The organism is Kocuria rhizosphaericola, assembly GCF_044462205.1.
Lineage (GTDB): Bacteria > Actinomycetota > Actinomycetes > Actinomycetales > Micrococcaceae > Kocuria > Kocuria rhizosphaericola.
Window position 1 is genome coordinate 35,629 of record NZ_JBISWK010000084.1, and the last position, 17,094, is coordinate 52,722.

Genomic DNA, 17,094 nt, shown 5'->3' on the forward strand with positions numbered 1-17,094 from the left:
GCGGTCAGACCGTGATCAGCGGGGACAGCGACGCGGCGGCCCGCGCCGCGCCCTTGAGCCCCACGAGCTCGAGCCAGTTGCCGAGCATGAGGTAGCCGCCCTCGGTGAGGACGGACTCGGGGTGGAACTGCAGTCCGTGCAGCGGGGCGCTCTTGTGCCGCAGCCCCATGATCACCCCGTTGGGGGTGCGCGCGGTGACCTCGAGGACGTCGGGCACGGACTGGTCCACCACGGCGAGCGAGTGGTAGCGGGTGGCCGTGAACGGGCTGGGCACCGCGCCGAAGACGCTCGTGCCGTTGTGCTCCACCTGGGAGGTCTTCCCGTGCATGAGCTCCTCGGCGTGGGTGACGGTGCCCCCGTACGCCTCCGCGAGGGCCTGGTGGCCGAGGCAGACGCCGAGCAGCGGCTGCTGCGTCTGCTCGGCGTGGCGGATCAGGGCGGTGCACACCCCGGCGTCGGCGGGAGCGCCCGGCCCGGGCGAGAGGAGGACGCCCTGGTGCTCGTCGGCGAGCGCGCACGCGGCGGCCTCGTCGAGGTCGTCGTTGCGGATGACCGTGGTCTCGGCGCCGAGCTGCTCGAGGTAGCCGACGAGGGTGTAGACGAAGCTGTCGTAGTTGTCCACGACGAGGATCTTGACGGTCACAGGTTCTCCTGGGAGTGGGGTGCCTCTCGGCGCGTGCGCCCGCCCAGCTTACGCGTCCGCGGGAAGGCTCGCACCGGGCGGCTAGACTGGTGCACCGGACCCCCCGCCGTGCAGACGGCCCGCTTGGTGACCAGGAGGATCAGTGCCCGAGTCCAAGAACCGCCGCAAGAAGCCCGCCCGCCGCTCGAACGGCTCCGGACGGACGGCACCGCCCGCCCCGACCGTCGACGCGGAGCTGGCGCGGCTGGCCGCGGAGGGTCTGCCCGGCGGCTCCACCGCCTTCGACCCGGAGGCTGCGGCCAACGCGGTGGCGCAGGAGCTCACCGAGCGCTCCCGGCACGGCTCCCCTGCGGCCCACGCACCCACACCCACCTGGTACAAGGCCATCATGCTGGGCCTGCTCGTGGTCGGGCTGCTGTGGCTCATCCTCTACTACCTCTTCCAGGGCGCCTATCCCGTGCCCGGGATCGGCATGTGGAACATCGGGGTCGGTCTGGCCCTCATGATGGCGGGCCTGATCATGACCACCAGGTGGAGGTGACCTCGGTGTCCCACGCCGGCACCGGTCCCGAGGACTCGCACGAGCCCTCCCCCAAACCCCTCAAGGACGAGATCGCCGAGTCCCGGCCGAAGGACGGACGGCGGCTCAACGCCGCGACGTTCGAGGTGCGGCTGCGCCGATGGGCGCTGCTGCTGCTGATCGCGGGGCCCGCGATCTGGTTCCTCGTGCAACAGCTCCGCTAGCACCGGTCACGACGCTCACGCCTGTGGCCCGCACCCCTTCCGGGGTGCGGGCCACAGGCGTGAGCGCGCGGGGCGGTCGCGCGGGATCAGGCCTCGGCCGAGACGGCCTCCTGGCCCTCGACGGTCTCCTCGGGGTCGTTCTGCGGTGCGGTGAACGCGACGTCGAGGCTGATGACGACCTTGTCGGAGACCAGGACCCCGCCGGCCTCCATCGCGGCGTTCCAGGTGATGCCGAAGTCCTTGCGGGAGATGGTGGTCTCGGCGGAGAAACCGGCACGCGTCACGCCGAAGGCGTCGACGACCACGCCGCTGAACTCGGTGGCGAGCTCGACGGTGCGGGTCACGCCCTTGATGGTCAGCTCACCGGTGATCGTGCCCTCCTCGCCCTCGAACGCCACGGCGGTCGAGGTGAAGGTCATCGTGGGGTGCTCGTCGACGGCGAAGAAGTCGGCGCTGCGCACGTGGGCGTCGCGGTCCGAGTTCTTGGTGTCGATGGACGCCATCTGGACCGTAGCGCTCAGGGTCGAGTTCTCGACCGGGTCGGTGACCTCGAGCTGCGCGTCGAGCTCGCCGAAGGTGCCGCGCACCTTGGAGATGCCGGCGTGGCGGACGGCGAAGCCGACCTCGGAGTGGGCGGGGTCGAAGGTCCAGGAACCGGGGACGAGACCGTTGAGCTGGGACATGGTGTTCTCCTTGTGAGCGACGAGCAATTGGTTGCTTCGTCAACTACTCTACGAGCACCTTAGTGATGTGTCAACAACAATCTCGGGGGTGTTCCCGGCGGAGCGCACGGGCCCTTCCGCCGGACGCTCAGGCCTCGGGGTCCAGGGCGGAGCGGTCGTTGAGCTCGTGGAACCGGCGGCGGTGGTAGACGAGCGGGACGCCCGTGCCCTCGTCGCCGAGGACGTCGACCACGGCGGCGTTGAACACGAGCGCGGGTCCGGCCTTGATCCGGGCCAGCGGGACCGCGCGCAGGACCCGGGCGACGCTCAGCAGCCGAGGCTCCCCGGTCTCCAGGTACTCCCACGGCATGTCCGCCCCGAAGCGCGGGGCCCCGGAGACGGCGAAGGACCGGGCGAGGTCCAGGTTCTCGGCGTCGAGCAGGTGCACCAGGAAGGAGTCGGCCTCGGCCAGCAGCGCGGCCGAGCCCTGTCGGGCCTGCAACGAGAAGCCGAGGATCGGCGGGACGACCGACACGGAGGACACGGAGGACGCCGTCAGGCCCACCGGCCCCTCCGGGCCGCGTGCGGTGATGATCGCGACCCCCGCCGGGTGGTGGGCGAAGGCCGCCTTGAACGCCTCGCCCACGTGCTGGAGGTCCTCGAGGTGGTCGGCCGGGATCTCGAGGTCGGCGACCTCCGCGGCCGCGCGCTCGGCCGGCGCGCCCGGCCGCGGGACCGCGCTCAGCCGGGGCTCCTCCACGGTCTGCTCCGGCGTCCTCTCCGGCGGGCCCCCGGCGGGCGCACTGTCGTCGTGCCCTCGGCGAGGTCGGCGTTCGTGGTGCTGGGCCGCCATGAGAGTCCTTCCGTGGAGAGCCGTAGGTGGATGCCGCCGGGCGGCCCCACCCGCCCACGCTAAGGCCAGAACCGGCGCGGGAGACAATCGATTCCATCGCTGACGGGGCAGGGGACACCCGACGTCACAGTCTTGCACGGGCACCGTGGCCGTGTCCGGTGCCCCGGGGTCACCGCGTCAGGCCCCGGTAGCCGCGCGCGTAGTGCACCAGCGGGTCGTCCGCCTGCGCCTCGGTGACCCCGCGGCCCATCGCGGTCACCTCGCCCACGACGATCCGGTGCGTCGCGGCGGTGTGCACGGCCACGGTGGAGAGCTCGAACCACGCGAGCGCCCCGTCCAGCACCGGGGCCCCCGAGCGCGGCGCGCGCCGGAAGGCCACGCTGTCCAGCAGGCCCTCGACCGGATTGCCCGGGCTCGCCAGCCAGTTGGCGGTCCTCTCCTGGTCACGGCGCAGCACGGAGAGCGTCCAGGCGCCGGAGGCCTCCACGGCGTCGCAGATCCGCCCCTCCTCGAAGAGGCTCACGAGCATGGTGGGCGGGTCGTAGGAGACGTCGAGGAATCCCGTCACGGTCGCGGCGAGGTCACGCCGCCGGTGCCGGGCGGCCACGACCGCGACGCCGGAGGCGATGTCGGCGGCGAGCAGACGGTAGGCGCCGACGTCCTCGGCATCGGGCGCCGCCGGGTCGACGAGGTGGGCCGGTGCGGGGTCGGGGAGCTCCATGCCGCCAGTCTGGCACGGGTGCTCAGCGGACCGCCCCGGACCGCCCCGTCATCCGGAGGGTGATGTTCAGCCGCCCGCCCTTCATGCCCAGCTCGGCCGCCCCGGTGCCGGGGCGGACGCGCGGCACCCCGTGGAACGCATAGCGGGAGGGACCGCCGAAGACGAAGAGGTCGCCGCTGCGCAGCTCGACGTCCCGGTACGGCGCCGAGCGGGTCTGCGTGTTCCCGAAGCGGAAGACGCAGGCGTCCCCGAGAGAGAGGGAGACGATCGGCGCGGCGGAGGCCTCGTCCTTGTCCTGGTGCATGCCCATCCGGGCGGCGGCGTCGTAGAAGTTCACCAGGGCGGTGTCCGGCCGGTAGTCCTGCACGTCCGGGCCGCCGGGCCCGTAGGCCTCCAGCACGGCCCGGCGGCCCAGCTCGGTCAGCCACGGGGGCATGTCCGGGGCGCGCTTGTGCTCCCCCGTGCGCAGGTAGCGGTAGGGTGCCCAGTCCCAGCCCAGCGTCGTGGAGCGCACGGACATCCGGCCGCCTCCCGGGAGCACCACGTGACGCATGGGCGCCGGGCCCACGGCCCACTCCCGGCAGCGGAGCACGAGCTCGCGCTGCTCCTGGGGCCCGAGCCACCCCGGCACGTGGACGGCGCCGGGGGCGATCTCGGCGCGCTCCCGCGGCAGCTCGAACAGTTCGGGCCCCGGAGAAGGGGTCGAGGGGTCGATCATGCTGCCGAGCGTAGCCGTGACCGCCGACACCGTGCGCCCGGCGCCCCGTGCCGTGCGCGACCGCGGTGTGGGGACCACCACGGCGCTCCCCGGGCGGAAGGAGTAGCGTGGAGGGTCCCCCGAACCCCAGGAAAGGCCCGCCGTGCCGCTGCCCCTGTCCGTCATCGACTTCGCCACCGTCCGCAAGGGCGCCTCTGTGGGCGCGAGCTTCGCCGACTCCGTGCGGCTCGCCCAGCACGCCGAGCGGCTGGGCTACCTGCGGGTCTGGTACTCGGAGCACCACAACATGCCCACGATCGCCTCCTCGGCCCCGGCCGTGCTGATCGCCCACGTCGCGGCGCACACCGCCACCATCCGGCTGGGCGCGGGCGGGGTCATGCTGCCCAACCACTCCCCCCTCGTGATCGCGGAGCAGTTCGGCACGCTGGCCGAGCTGCACCCCGGGCGCATCGACCTGGGCCTGGGCCGCGCTCCCGGCACGGACCTGCGGACGGTGCGGGCCATGCGCCGCGACCCCTCCGCCGCCGAGCAGTTCCCGCAGGACGTCCGCGAGCTGCAGGGGTATCTCAGCGGCCGCTCGATCGTCCCGGGGGTCAGCGCCGTGCCGGGCGCCGGAACGGACGTGCCCCTCACCGTCCTGGGCTCCTCGCTGTTCGGCGCCCAGCTCGCCGCGGCCTACGGGCTGCCCTACGCGTTCGCGTCCCACTTCGCCCCCGACGCCCTGGTGGAGGCCGTGGCCGCCTACCGCACCGGCTTCCGGCCCTCCGAGCAGCTCGCGGAGCCGTACGTCATCGCGGCCGTCAACGTGATCGCCGCGGACACCACCGAGGACGCCGCGGAGCAGCTCGGGACGGCCCGGCGCGAACGGGTGCGCGCCATGGTGGGCCGCGGCCGCGATCTGAGCGAGGCCGAACTGGACATGGTGATGGACAGCCCCGCTGGGCAGCAGATCCTGCACATGCTGCACTGGTCGACGGCGGGCACGGGCCCTGAGGTCCGGTCCTACCTGGAGGACTTCGCGGCCACGGCGGACGCCGACGAGCTCATGGTCGCCCCCGCCTCCCCCACCCAGGAGCAGGTGCTGCACTCCCTCGACGTCCTGGCCGGGGCCTGGGCAGCCGGCACCACGGCGGATCTTCCGTCCGGGGCGTCCCGACTGTAAATTCAGGGAGTCGCCGGCGTCCGCCGCCACGGCGCCGCCCCCGGGAGGCGCCACCCCTCCCGAAAGGTTCCCGCCATGCGCTCCGTCTCCGTCCGACGCACCGCCACCGCTCTGGCCTCGGCGCTCGCCCTCGCGGGCGCGGCCGCCTCCCCGGCCGCCGCGGCACCGCGCACCATCGAGCTCGTCAACCTCGGCGACTCCTACTCCGCAGCCTTCGGCACGGGCGGTCTCCAGCAGGTCGAGGACCTGCCCGGATGCTTCCAGGGGACGGGACGGGACCACGTCGACAAGCTGGCGTCGCACCCGCGCGTCGAGGTGACGCTGGACGCGGCCTGCGCCGGCTACGAGACGCACGAGGTGCGGGGGCTCCTGGGGGAGCAGCTCGTGGCCGACGCCCTCGCGGAGGCCGAGGTGGTGACGCTGACCATGGGGGGCAACGACATCGGGTGGGGCAGGTTCATCGAGGCCTGCAGCGCGCCCGCCGAGGCCGCCCTCGGACCGGAGCCGTGCGACGCCATGCTCGCGCAGGCGCCCGCGCTCATCGACGTCGCCGCCGCCTCCGCGGCCGAGACCGTCGCCGCCATCGACGCGGTGTCGGACGCGCGCATCGTGGTGCTGGGGTATCCGCGCCTCTTCGACGACCGGCAGGACTCCCCGCTGCTCTCCGCCGAGCGGGCCGCCCAGCTCAACTACTGGACGGACGAGCTCAATGCCGCCCTCGCGGCGGCCGTGGAGGACGAGGACGCCGTCTTCGTGGACGTCACCGACCGGTTCCGGGGCCACGGCGTCGGCTCGGCGGAGCCGTGGATCCTCTTCGACGCCGAGAGCGAGCACAACCTGCACCCGACCGAGCGCGGTTACCTCTCCGGCTACTTCCCGGGGCTCCTGGGGCAGGTCGCCCGGGCCCGCTGACCGGTTCCCGGCCACGACGAAGGCCCCGGATCGTCGATCCGGGGCCTTCGTCGTGCCGGTGCGACACCGGGTCCCGGCCGGGGTGCGGCCGGGTGGGCGTCAGGAGTTCTTCGTCTCGTCCTTGACGGACTGCGCCGAATCCTGGGCGGAGGACTTCAGCTGCTGGGCCTCGCCCTGGCCCTGCGACTTGACCTCCTGGGCGCCGGACTGCGCGGTCTCCTTGACGGACTGCGCGGCCTCCTGGGCCGGCTCCTTCATGTCCTGGGCGACCTCCTGGGCCATGCCCTTCGCGGACTCGACCGCGTGCTGGGCGTGGGGCTGGACCCGGTCCGCCGCGTCGGAGACGAGCTCCTGCTCCTTCTGCGTGGAGGGCAGCAGCGAGCCGACGAGCCATCCGGCGCCGAGGGCGATCAGACCGGCGGCGAGGGGGTTGCCGCGGGTCTTCGCCTTGGCCGTGGCCGGAGCGTTCTGCACGGCGTCGCGAGCCTGGTCGGCACGGTGTGCCGCCTCGTTCTTGACGTCACCGGCGGAGTAGCCACCCACCGTGGTCTCGTCGTCAGAAGAACCCATGACGCGCTCCCTCACTCCTTGCACCTTGTCCTGGACCTTGTTCTTCTGCCGCTCGACGACGCGCTCGGGCGTCACCTTCTCGGCGACGGCGTCGACGTCGGAACCGAGTCGAGCACGGGTGGCCTCGATGTCGGCCCGGATCTGTTCGGGGTTCTGCTGACTCATCGGTTCTCCTTCTTGGAGGGCTTCACGGTGTCCGGGATCTCGGTGACGGTCTCGCGGGTCAGGGGCAGCGGATCCTGGGTCGCGTCCGTCATCTCCCGCTTGCCCTTGTTGAGGTTCTTCTTGCCGAGGGCGGCCAGGATGCCGGCGATGACGGCCCAGATGACCGCCACGATCACCGAGGACCAGACCAGCCCCACGAGACTGCTCAGTCCCCACATGAGGGCGATGGACAGGAAGAGCAGGACGAAGTGGCCGGCCACTCCGGCCCCGGCGAGCATGCCGGCGCCCTTGCCCGCGTCCGTGGCGGACTGCTTGGCCTCCTGCACCGTCTGCGTCGCCTCGGCCTTGGCCAGTGCGATCTCCTGCTGGATGAGGGTGGAGAGGTTGGTGCTCAGCGACTTGAACATCTCACCGAGCGACTCGTGCTCCGCCCTGTCCTCGGCGTCCGAGGGAGGAATGGGATGGCTCATCGACGGTCGCCCTCCTGATCCGGGTAGACGGTGCCGGGCACGCGGTCGGTGTAGGTGCGGGCCGCCTCGCCCTGCTCGTCGGAGCGGTAGGCGTAGGGGTCGGCCGGGGTGTAGCCCGAGGTCTCGGTCGCCGTGAGGTTGCGGTCGTAGCCCTGGTCGTAGACCGAGCCGGTGGCGACTCCCGCCCCGGCCGGCGTGCCCTGGCCCTGCTGGCCCTCCTGGCCCTGCTGGCCCTGCTGGCCGGAGACGCCGAAGTACTCCTTGGCGCCCTGGCGGTCGGTCGCGATCTCGTCGCTGTCCTTGACACCGCGGGTGGCGCGACCGGCGAGCAGACCGATGCCGGCGGCCACGGCCAGGAAGGTGCCCGGGCGGCGGGCCGCGAAGCGGCGGACGTCCTCCAGCAGGTCCTTGGCGTCCTTGTTCTCCAGGGACGAGGCCACGGACTCGACGCGGCCGGAGACGCTGCCCAGCAGACCGGTCACGTAGTCGGACTCGGGCTGCTCGCCGCGGGACAGGGCGTTGATCTCGTCGCTGACGGAGCGCACGGTCGAGGCGATGCGGTCCTGCTGCGGGCCGACCTGCTCCTTGAGGTCGCTCCGGAGCTGGTCGAGGAGGTTCTGCGCCTGGGCGCCGACCTCCTGCTTGACGGCCCCGGCCTCCTCCTTGGCGGTCTCCTTGACGCGCTGGCCGGAGCCCGCGGCCTCGTGCTTCAGCTGGTTCGCCTCGGCCTTGCCCTTCTCCGCGGCGGCGTCCTTCTTGGAAGAGGTGCCGGTCTCGGCCGGACGGCTCGAGCCTGCCTGGTTGGGGGTCGGGTCATAGGGGTTGGTGGTCATGATTCCGCCTTTCTGGAACACTTGATAAGTCCACTGATGGTGCGGGCTGGTCCTAGCCTATGGCGAAGGCCGCACGGGGCCAAGCCCCTTCGCCGGATCGGCACGCCGTCCGCGCGGCGATCCCGCGTCGGCAGGCACTCACGGTGAGGGGCTGCCGCCGTTGACATTGAGGGTCTCGCCGATGACGTAGCTGGACTCGGACGAGGCCAGGAACACGTAGGCCGGGGCCAGCTCGGTGGGCTGGCCGGCCCTCCCGAGGGGCGTCGACTGCCCGAACTCGGGCAGCGCCTCCTTCGGCTGCCCGTCCGAGACCTGGAGGGGGGTCCAGAACGGACCGGGTGCCACGGCGTTGACGCGGATGCCCTTGGGCGCCAGCTGCTGGCCGAGTCCCTTGGTGAAATTGTTGATCGCGGCCTTGGTGGACGCGTAGTCGAGGAGGTCCGGGGACGGCTCGTAGGCCTGGATGGACGTCGTGTTGATGATGGATGAGCCCTCCGGCAGGTGCCGCAGCGCCGCCTTGGTGATCCGGAACATCGCCACGATGTTGACCGTGAAGGTGTCGGTCAGCTGCTCGTCGCTCAGGTCCTCGAGGCGCTCGACCGCCACCTGCTTGCCGGCGTTGTTGACGAGGATGTCGAGCCCGCCCAGTCCGTCCACGGCGTTCTCCACGAGTGCCTCGCAGAAGTCCTTGTCGCTCAGGTCCCCGGGAAGGAGGACCGCCGTGCGACCGGCCTTCTCGATGATCGCCTTGACCACCTGCGCGTCGGGCTCCTCGTCCGGGAGGTAGTTCAGGGCGACGTCGGCGCCCTCCTTGGCGAACGCGATGGCGACGGCCGCACCGATGCCCGAGTCCGCCCCGGTGATCAGGGCCTTGCGCCCCTCCAGGCGGCCGGTGCCACGGTAGGAGAACTCCCCGCGGTCGGTCTTCGGCTCGAGCTGGACGTCCAGGCCCGGCTCCGGCTGGTCCTGCTTCGGGGGCGACAGGACGGGGTAGCGCGTCACTGGGTTCTGGAACGCGAGCTGGTCCACCGTCTCCCGGTCGGCGTCCTCGGGGTTCCCGTTGCTCGTGTCGGTCATGTCCACTCCTTTCGTCGTGCGGTGATGTGAACAGCATACTGATCAATCGGCCGCGACGACAGCGGTTCTCTCTGGGAGAACAGAGCACCCCGTCCCCCCGGGGCGGGTGACCTGCCCAGGGCGCACGGGGTGCGGGGACGTGACGCCGCGGCGCAGCGGCCGTCAGGCCCCGAGCCGCCGCAGGAAGGCGTCCAGGGCGTCGTCGAAGGCGGCGGGCTGCTCGATGTTCGGGGTGTGGCCGGCCCCGTCGACGACGACGAGCTCCGCCCCGGGCGCGAGGTCGGCCATCCGCCGGCCGGCGCCGCCGTCGAAGGCGTCGTCCGAACCGACCACGACCAGCACGGGGATCCGGGCGCCGCGGAGCAGCTCGGTGAAGTCCCTGCGCTCGGCGCGCCCGCGCATCGCCGCGGCGGCCCCCTTGGCCGGGGCGCCCTGCAGCATGGACAGCACCTCGGCCGCGATCTCGGGACGGGACTCCGCCGTGTACTCGGCGACCATCTTGGCCAGGACGCTGCGCCCGTAGGCCTCCATGCCGCCGGTCAGGATGGCGTCCGCCGTGACGTGGCGGCGCCGCCTCCCGGCAATGTCCTCCGCCTCGGGGACGGTGTCGTTGACGACCAGCGCCCGGACCCGGTCCGGGTGCCGCTGGAGGAGCTCCATGGCGATCTGTCCGGACATCGAGAAGCCGAGCACGACCGCCCGGTCGATCCCCAGGTGCTCGAGCAGGCCGGCGACGTCGTCGGCGAACTCCTCGGTGTAGACGATCCCCTCGGTGACCTCCGAGTCGCCGAAGCCGCGCAGGTCGGGGGCGACCACACGCCATCCCCGGCCGGCGAACACCTCGATCTGGCGGGCCCACATGCTCCGGTCGTAGGCGTGACCGTGCAGCAGGATCAGCACGGGCCCCTCCCCCCGGTCCGTGTAGGTCATGGTGACCCCGTTGATCCGGGCGGTGGCGGGACTGACGTCGGGCATGGTGGGAGACCCCTCTCTCGGACGTTCGGCAGGAACGCTCCCAGGGTAGCGAACGGCGCCGCCGCGGGAGCGGGCCCCCACCCGCCGCCGGAACGGGCCGAGGTCATTCGACGACGCCGCAGGCCAGCCTTGACCCGGCGTCGCCGGTGCCGAGGGTGTCCTCGTCGGGGCCGCCCGGGGCGTAGCGCTCCGGGATGTTGGCGTAGTTGTCGGGGCCGGAGTGGATCATCACGGCGCTGCCGTCATCGTCGGAGACGAGGTCCTGGACGCCGAAGCGGTCGGTGACGGTCGTGAGGAAGCCCAGACCGTCCTCGGTCACGTACAGAGCGGGCAGGTCACCGGCGTGGCCGGGGTGCTCGGCGTCGTCGCCCCCGAGATGACCACCGGCAAAGAGGAATGCTCCAGTGCGGCCGGGGTCCCCCGGTGCGCTGCTGTCCGGCTCGCAGAGGGCGGTCCCGTGCACGTGCAGTCCGTAGAATCCCGGTTCGAGCCCCTGGATCTCGGCCACGACCTCGGTGCCGGTGGAGATCTCCGAGAACGCGACCGTGCCGACCTCGGCCCCCTCCGCGTCCTGGAGGACGGCGCGGGAGCCCGCCACGGCGGGGGCGGACACCGCATCGACGCCGGCATCCTCGTTCCCGTCCTCGCCGCAGCCGGCGAGCACCAGGGCGGTCGTTCCGATCGCCGCCGCCATCAGCCTGGTCCGTCGCACGGCTCCTCCTCCACGTCGCTGCCGGTCGCTGTTCCTCGACCATAGGCCCAGGTGGAAGAGCCTTCAACGGCTGGGTGGGGGGTTAAATGCGGGGAGCCCCCGACACGGTGTGTCGGGGGCTCGACCCTTGGGTGTGGTCCGGCGGTGTCCTACTCTCCCACACCCTTCCGGGTGCAGTACCATCGGCGCTGTGGGTCTTAGCTTCCGGGTTCGGGATGGGACCGGGCGTTTCCCCCACGCTATGACCGCCGTAACTCTGTCTCCCCCCGGGTGCCGCCCACCGCCGGAGCGGTGGTGGTGGGGGGGAAATCTGGTCACAGTCATCTGTTGTGGATGCTGCTGGGTGGTTCCTGGCCAACGGGTTGTTGGTTGGGAGCCGTATAGTGGACGCGGTGTTCTGTGGTGTCCCCACCGGTGGTCCCAACAGTGTTGGGGGGTGGGGGTGTGGTGTAAGTTGTCGGCGTATTAGTACCGGTCGGCTGCACACGTCGTTGGTTCGTGCTTCCACCTCCGGCCTATCAACCCAGTGGTCTAGCTGGGGGCCTCTCGCACCGATCGGTGCCTGGAAATCTCATCTCGAAGCGAGCTTCCCGCTTAGATGCTTTCAGCGGTTATCTCTTCCGAACGTAGCGAAGCAGCGGTGCACCTGGCGGTACAACTGCCATACCAGAGGTTCGTCCGTCCCGGTCCTCTCGTACTAAGGACAGGTCTTCTCAAATTTCCTGCGCGCGCAGCGGATAGGGACCGAACTGTCTCACGACGTTCTGAACCCAGCTCGCGTACCGCTTTAATGGGCGAACAGCCCAACCCTTGGGACCAACTCCAGCCCCAGGATGCGACGAGCCGACATCGAGGTGCCAAACCATGCCGTCGATATGGACTCTTGGGCAAGATCAGCCTGTTATCCCCGAGGTACCTTTTATCCGTTGAGCGACGGCCATTCCACAATGTACCGCCGGATCACTAGTCCCGACTTTCGTCCCTGCTCGAGCTGTCGCTCTCACAGTCAAGCTCCCTTGTGCACTTACACTCGACACCTGATTGCCAACCAGGCTGAGGGAACCTTTGGGCGCCTCCGTTACTCTTTAGGAGGCAACCGCCCCAGTTAAACTACCCATCAGGCACTGTCCCTGACCCGGATCACGGGCCGAAGTTAGATGTCCAGAGTGACCAGAGTGGTATTTCAACGTTGACTCCACGTGCACTGGCGTGCCCGCTTCACCGTCTCCCACCTATCCTACACAAGCCACACCGAACACCAATACCAAACTATAGTAAAGGTCTCGGGGTCTTTCCGTCCTGCTGCGCGTAACGAGCATCTTTACTCGTACTGCAATTTCGCCGAGTTCATGGTTGAGACAGCGGGGAAGTCGTTACTCCATTCGTGCAGGTCGGAACTTACCCGACAAGGAATTTCGCTACCTTAGGATGGTTATAGTTACCACCGCCGTTTACTGGGGCTTAAATTCTCCGCTTCGCCGTGAGGCTAACAGGTCCTCTTAACCTTCCAGCACCGGGCAGGAGTCAGTCCGTATACATCGTCTTGCGACTTCGCACGGACCTGTGTTTTTGATAAACAGTCGCTTCCCCCTGGTCTCTGCGGCCCTTACCCGCTCGCACCAGCAAGTGGTGTCCACGGTCGGGGCCCCCCTTCTCCCGAAGTTACGGGGGCATTTTGCCGAGTTCCTTAACCATGATTCTCTCGATCGCCTTAGTATTCTCTACCTGATCACCTGTGTCGGTTTGGGGTACGGGCGGCTGGAACCTCGCGTCGATGCTTTTCTCGGCAGCATAGGATCACCGAATCCCCCCACGAATGGGGGTCCCGTCACGTCTCAGGCTCATGTGACCCGCGGATTTGCCAACGGGTCGCCCTACACGCTTAGACCGGGTCTACCATCGCCCGGCTCGGCTACCTTCCTGCGTCACACCTGTTAATACGCTTACCTCCCCGGTTCAGGTCCCACGCTCCCCGGAGCCGGCGATGACCAATGGTCACCGCATGGCCCGGTTCGGGTGGTTAGTGTCCCCGGTTCGGTATGGGCGGTTCTTCGCCGGTACGGGAATATCAACCCGTTGTCCATCGACTACGCCTGTCGGCCTCGCCTTAGGTCCCGACTGACCCAGGGCAGATTAGCTTGACCCTGGAACCCTTGATCATCCGGCGGACGGGTTTCTCACCCGTCATTCGCTACTCATGCCTGCATTCTCACTCGTGTGGGCTCCACCACTGGGTCACCCCGCAGCTTCACTGCCCACACGACGCTCCCCTACCCATCGCACCACCTGAACCAGGATCATGTGCCCTGGTTGGGTATCATTGGTGCAATGCCACAACTTCGGCGGTGTACTTGAGCCCCGCTACATTGTCGGCGCGGAATCACTTGACCAGTGAGCTATTACGCACTCTTTCAAGGATGGCTGCTTCTAAGCCAACCTCCTGGTTGTCTAAGCAACTCCACATCCTTTCCCACTTAGCACACGCTTAGGGGCCTTAGTTGGTGGTCTGGGCTGTTTCCCTCTCGACTATGAAGCTTATCCCCCACAGTCTCACTGCTACGCTCTCACTTACCGGCATTCGGAGTTTGGCTGACGTCAGTAACCTTGTAGGGCCCATCGGCCATCCAGTAGCTCTACCTCCGGCAAGAAACACGTAACGCTGCACCTAAATGCATTTCGGGGAGAACCAGCTATCACGAAGTTTGATTGGCCTTTCACCCCTACCCACAGCTCATCCCCTCCATTTTCAACTGAAGTGGGTTCGGTCCTCCACGCGCTCTTACACGCGCTTCAACCTGGCCATGGGTAGATCACTTCGCTTCGGGTCTAGATCACGCCACTCACTCGCCCTATTCAGACTCGCTTTCGCTACGGATACCCCTCACGGGTTAACCTCGCGACGTAACACTAACTCGCAGGCTCATTCTTCAAAAGGCACGCCGTCACCTTGTAGGGCTCCGACGGTTTGTAGGCACACGGTTTCAGGTACTATTTCACTCCCCTCCCGGGGTACTTTTCACCTTTCCCTCACGGTACTGGTCCGCTATCGGTCATCAGGTAGTATTTAGGCTTACCAGGTGGTCCTGGCAGATTCACACGGGATTTCTCGGGCCCCGTGCTACTTGGGTACACGCTCCGTGCGGCAGCAACGATTTCGTCTACGGGACTCCCACCCTCTCCGGTCCGGCACTCACACCGGTTCGACTATCGTCCTGCACTCACACGCCCGGGCCGGCAGACCCGGGACGACGTGCCCCACGACCCCGATGATGCAACCCCTGCCGGGTATCACACACCATCGGTTTGGCCTCTTCCGCGTTCGCTCGCCACTACTGACGGAATCACTGTTGTTTTCTCTTCCTGTGGGTACTGAGATGTTTCACTTCCCCACGTTCCCTCCACACACCCTATGAATTCAGGTGCGGGTCACCACGCATAACACGCGGCGGGGTTTCCCCATTCGGAGACCCTCGGATCACAGCTCGTTTATCAGCTCCCCGAGGCTTATCGCAGATTACCGCGTCCTTCATCGGCTCCTGATGCCAAGGCATCCACCGTGCGCCCTTAAAAACTTGCCACATGATCACAGAACACACCGAATACCACCACCACCACACCCCCTCGAAAAGGAGCACGGCAGCGGCGTTTCCGGCGATCAATCACGAACACGGCACCACAACCGCACGAGAGCCCCGACCCCCCGAAGGAGGACGAGAACGCCCGCGCACCTGCGGCACCCGTTCTTAAGATGCTCGCGTCCACTATACAGTTCTCAAACAACAACCCGCACATCCCACACCCTGGCGGCCGGTCCCCCAAAGGAGAACCACCCACCGGCAGGACACCGGGAACCCGACACCACACCCCACCACACCGGACCCACCACCACCCCCCGAACAGGAGGACAGCAGCAGAACCCACCGCGACGGGGCCTGTTGTCTCAGGACCCAATAGTGCACCACGGACCACCCCGACCACCCCGGCAGCCACCCCTTCCACCACCACCAGCACGCGAGAACGAAGCTCACGACCAGCAGCAGGTACTAGGACGACACCGGGCCGGCACCCCCTCCACACCCCGGCGAACCAGGACACGAAAAGGCGAAGCGGCCACTTGCTCGTTGATATTCCACCCATGAGCTCACCCCACCAGCACCACGAACGGGCACTGAGGCGGGGGCGACCACCACACGGCGGTCAACGGCTCCTTAGAAAGGAGGTGATCCAGCCGCACCTTCCGGTACGGCTACCTTGTTACGACTTAGTCCCAATCGCCAGTCCCACCTTCGACGGCTCCCTCCCACAAGGGGTTAGGCCACCGGCTTCGGGTGTTACCAACTTTCGTGACTTGACGGGCGGTGTGTACAAGGCCCGGGAACGTATTCACCGCAGCGTTGCTGATCTGCGATTACTAGCGACTCCGACTTCATGAGGTCGAGTTGCAGACCTCAATCCGAACTGAGACCGGCTTTTTGGGATTAGCTCCACCTCACAGTATCGCAACCCTTTGTACCGGCCATTGTAGCATGCGTGAAGCCCAAGACATAAGGGGCATGATGATTTGACGTCATCCCCACCTTCCTCCGAGTTGACCCCGGCAGTCTCCTATGAGTCCCCACCATCACGTGCTGGCAACATAGAACGAGGGTTGCGCTCGTTGCGGGACTTAACCCAACATCTCACGACACGAGCTGACGACAACCATGCACCACCTGTCCACCGACCCCGAAGGGAAACCCCATCTCTGAGGCGGTCCGGTGAATGTCAAGCCTTGGTAAGGTTCTTCGCGTTGCATCGAATTAATCCGCATGCTCCGCCGCTTGTGCGGGCCCCCGTCAATTCCTTTGAGTTTTAGCCTTGCGGCCGTACTCCCCAGGCGGGGCACTTAATGCGTTAGCTACGGCGCGGAAAACGTGGAATGTCCCCCACACCTAGTGCCCAACGTTTACGGCATGGACTACCAGGGTATCTAATCCTGTTCGCTCCCCATGCTTTCGCTCCTCAGCGTCAGTAACAGCCCAGAGACCTGCCTTCGCCATCGGTGTTCCTCCTGATATCTGCGCATTTCACCGCTACACCAGGAATTCCAGTCTCCCCTACTGCACTCTAGTCTGCCCGTACCCACTGCAGACCCGGGGTTGAGCCCCGGGCTTTCACAGCAGACGCGACAAACCGCCTACGAGCTCTTTACGCCCAATAATTCCGGACAACGCTTGCGCCCTACGTATTACCGCGGCTGCTGGCACGTAGTTAGCCGGCGCTTCTTCTGCAGGTACCGTCACTCTCGCTTCTTCCCTACTGAAAGAGGTTTACAACCCGAAGGCCGTCATCCCTCACGCGGCGTCGCTGCATCAGGCTTCCGCCCATTGTGCAATATTCCCCACTGCTGCCTCCCGTAGGAGTCTGGGCCGTGTCTCAGTCCCAGTGTGGCCGGTCACCCTCTCAGGCCGGCTACCCGTCGTCGCCTTGGTGAGCCATTACCCCACCAACAAGCTGATAGGCCGTGAGCCCATCCAAAACCAGTAAAACCCTTTCCACCACCCACCATGCGATGGACGGTAGTATCCAGTATTAGACCCAGTTTCCCAGGCTTATCCCAGAGTCAAGGGCAGGTTACTCACGTATTACTCACCCGTTCGCCACTAATCCACCCAGCAAGCTGGGCATCATCGTTCGACTTGCATGTGTTAAGCACGCCGCCAGCGTTCGTCCTGAGCCAGGATCAAACTCTCCGTCAAAAAAACAACGAAAACATCAAACCCCGGCTGAAAATGCTGCCACCACCCCACGGAGGCGGAACGGCGACAACCAATCAACCGAATAAAACATCCGGTATCAACAAACATGGCACACTATTGAGTTCTCAAACAACAGACC

The 17,094-nt window shown here is 67.6% G+C and carries 15 protein-coding genes and 3 rRNA genes; 4 read left to right on the top strand and 14 right to left on the bottom strand.

Features of this window, described 5'->3' with window-relative positions; translation table 11 throughout:
- Window positions 1–4: 4 nt before the first annotated feature.
- Complete coding sequence (locus ACH9D2_RS08880; protein WP_396362481.1) at window positions 5–643, bottom strand: anthranilate synthase component II; 639 nt, start codon at window positions 641–643, stop codon at window positions 5–7.
- A 142-nt stretch (window positions 644–785) separates the two neighbouring features.
- On the opposite strand from ACH9D2_RS08880, the gene ACH9D2_RS08885 reads away from it, so the two are divergent.
- Together ACH9D2_RS08885 and ACH9D2_RS08890 are read left to right on the top strand one after the other, a co-directional pair.
- On the top strand, window positions 786–1,184 hold the full coding sequence (locus ACH9D2_RS08885; protein ID WP_396362482.1) for a cell division protein CrgA: 399 nt from the start codon (window positions 786–788) through the stop codon (window positions 1,182–1,184).
- A complete protein-coding gene (locus tag ACH9D2_RS08890) occupies window positions 1,181–1,387 on the top strand; it encodes a hypothetical protein (protein WP_396362483.1) in 207 nt (68 codons plus the stop codon). Before ACH9D2_RS08885 ends, ACH9D2_RS08890 begins: the two co-directional genes overlap by 4 nt.
- 86 nt (window positions 1,388–1,473) lie before the next feature.
- Here ACH9D2_RS08890 and ACH9D2_RS08895 read toward each other — a convergent pair whose 3' ends face one another.
- The 4 genes from ACH9D2_RS08895 to ACH9D2_RS08910 all read right to left on the bottom strand — a co-directional run bounded on the left by ACH9D2_RS08895 (window position 1,474) and on the right by ACH9D2_RS08910 (window position 4,341).
- Window positions 1,474–2,070 (bottom strand): YceI family protein, encoded by a 597-nt coding sequence (locus ACH9D2_RS08895; RefSeq protein WP_396362484.1) that lies wholly within the window; start codon window positions 2,068–2,070, stop codon window positions 1,474–1,476.
- A gap of 127 nt (window positions 2,071–2,197) precedes the next feature.
- On the bottom strand, window positions 2,198–2,902 hold the full coding sequence (locus ACH9D2_RS08900; protein WP_396362485.1) for a flavin reductase family protein: 705 nt from the start codon (window positions 2,900–2,902) through the stop codon (window positions 2,198–2,200).
- A gap of 169 nt (window positions 2,903–3,071) precedes the next feature.
- Complete coding sequence (locus tag ACH9D2_RS08905; RefSeq protein WP_396362486.1) at window positions 3,072–3,623, bottom strand: flavin reductase family protein; 552 nt, start codon at window positions 3,621–3,623, stop codon at window positions 3,072–3,074.
- A 22-nt stretch (window positions 3,624–3,645) separates the two neighbouring features.
- Entirely contained in the window at window positions 3,646–4,341 is a 696-nt protein-coding gene (locus ACH9D2_RS08910) for an alpha-ketoglutarate-dependent dioxygenase AlkB family protein (RefSeq protein ID WP_396362487.1), read from the bottom strand.
- 142 nt (window positions 4,342–4,483) lie between these two features.
- Between ACH9D2_RS08910 and ACH9D2_RS08915 the strand changes: the two genes are divergently transcribed.
- Entirely contained in the window at window positions 4,484–5,503 is a 1,020-nt protein-coding gene (locus ACH9D2_RS08915) for an LLM class flavin-dependent oxidoreductase (protein WP_396362488.1), read from the top strand.
- Window positions 5,504–5,578: 75 nt separating this feature from the next.
- Entirely contained in the window at window positions 5,579–6,415 is an 837-nt protein-coding gene (locus tag ACH9D2_RS08920; RefSeq protein WP_396362489.1) for a GDSL-type esterase/lipase family protein, read from the top strand.
- A gap of 99 nt (window positions 6,416–6,514) precedes the next feature.
- Here ACH9D2_RS08920 and ACH9D2_RS08925 read toward each other — a convergent pair whose 3' ends face one another.
- The 9 genes from ACH9D2_RS08925 to ACH9D2_RS08965 form a co-directional block, all read right to left on the bottom strand.
- Window positions 6,515–7,150: a DUF3618 domain-containing protein gene (locus tag ACH9D2_RS08925; protein ID WP_396362490.1), complete on the bottom strand. Its 636-nt coding sequence runs from the start codon at window positions 7,148–7,150 to the stop codon at window positions 6,515–6,517.
- A complete protein-coding gene (locus tag ACH9D2_RS08930) occupies window positions 7,147–7,620 on the bottom strand; it encodes a phage holin family protein (RefSeq protein WP_396362491.1) in 474 nt (157 codons plus the stop codon). Before ACH9D2_RS08930 ends, ACH9D2_RS08925 begins: the two co-directional genes overlap by 4 nt.
- Window positions 7,617–8,453, bottom strand: coding sequence for a hypothetical protein (locus ACH9D2_RS08935; RefSeq protein ID WP_396362492.1), 837 nt, complete (start codon window positions 8,451–8,453; stop codon window positions 7,617–7,619). The genes ACH9D2_RS08930 and ACH9D2_RS08935 overlap by 4 nt, the downstream gene beginning before the upstream one ends.
- 138 nt (window positions 8,454–8,591) lie before the next feature.
- Window positions 8,592–9,530, bottom strand: a complete 939-nt coding sequence (locus ACH9D2_RS08940; RefSeq protein ID WP_396362493.1) for an SDR family oxidoreductase — start codon at window positions 9,528–9,530, stop codon at window positions 8,592–8,594.
- 162 nt (window positions 9,531–9,692) lie between these two features.
- Window positions 9,693–10,505: an alpha/beta fold hydrolase gene (locus ACH9D2_RS08945; RefSeq protein ID WP_396362494.1), complete on the bottom strand. Its 813-nt coding sequence runs from the start codon at window positions 10,503–10,505 to the stop codon at window positions 9,693–9,695.
- Window positions 10,506–10,608: 103 nt separating this feature from the next.
- Window positions 10,609–11,217, bottom strand: coding sequence for a superoxide dismutase family protein (locus ACH9D2_RS08950; protein WP_396362495.1), 609 nt, complete (start codon window positions 11,215–11,217; stop codon window positions 10,609–10,611).
- Window positions 11,218–11,353: 136 nt separating this feature from the next.
- A 5S ribosomal RNA gene (gene rrf, locus ACH9D2_RS08955) occupies window positions 11,354–11,470 on the bottom strand.
- 192 nt (window positions 11,471–11,662) lie between these two features.
- A 23S ribosomal RNA gene (locus ACH9D2_RS08960) occupies window positions 11,663–14,795 on the bottom strand.
- 634 nt (window positions 14,796–15,429) lie between these two features.
- Window positions 15,430–16,955, bottom strand: a 16S ribosomal RNA gene (locus ACH9D2_RS08965).
- The 16S, 23S and 5S rRNA genes sit together here, the layout of an rRNA operon.
- Between the last annotated feature and the right edge of the window lie 139 nt (window positions 16,956–17,094).